Genomic DNA, 328 nt, shown 5'->3' on the forward strand with positions numbered 1-328 from the left:
TGCTGTGCGTGACGCACGAGATGGGCTTTGCGCGCAAGGTCGCCAACCGGGTGATCTTCATGGACCAGGGCCAGATCGTCGAGCAGAACACGCCGGCCGAGTTCTTCGACCATCCGCAGCACGAGCGCACCAAGCTGTTCCTCAGCCAGATCCTGCACTAGGCGCTACAGCGTCTTGCAAACAAGAGAGCCCGGTCTTGGACCGGGCTTCTCTTTTGGGGCGGGAACTGTCAAGCGCAAGAAAGTACCCCGGATAGCAAGCTCCAGGCTCTAACGATGAGCACAAAGGATCGTGTCAGCAATTCAGGTGCTGCCGCGTGGTGCTTGTG

General features: G+C 59.5%; 1 pseudogene. It reads left to right on the forward strand.

What is annotated here, in order from left to right:
- A pseudogene (locus C7I85_RS30340) lies at positions 1 to 161 on the forward strand (amino acid ABC transporter ATP-binding protein); the annotation flags it as partial.
- Positions 162 to 328: the final 167 nt, after the last annotated feature.

The sequence above is a fragment of the Pseudaminobacter soli (ex Li et al. 2025) genome (genome assembly GCF_003012705.1).
Taxonomy (GTDB): Bacteria; Pseudomonadota; Alphaproteobacteria; order Rhizobiales; family Rhizobiaceae; genus Pseudaminobacter; species Pseudaminobacter soli.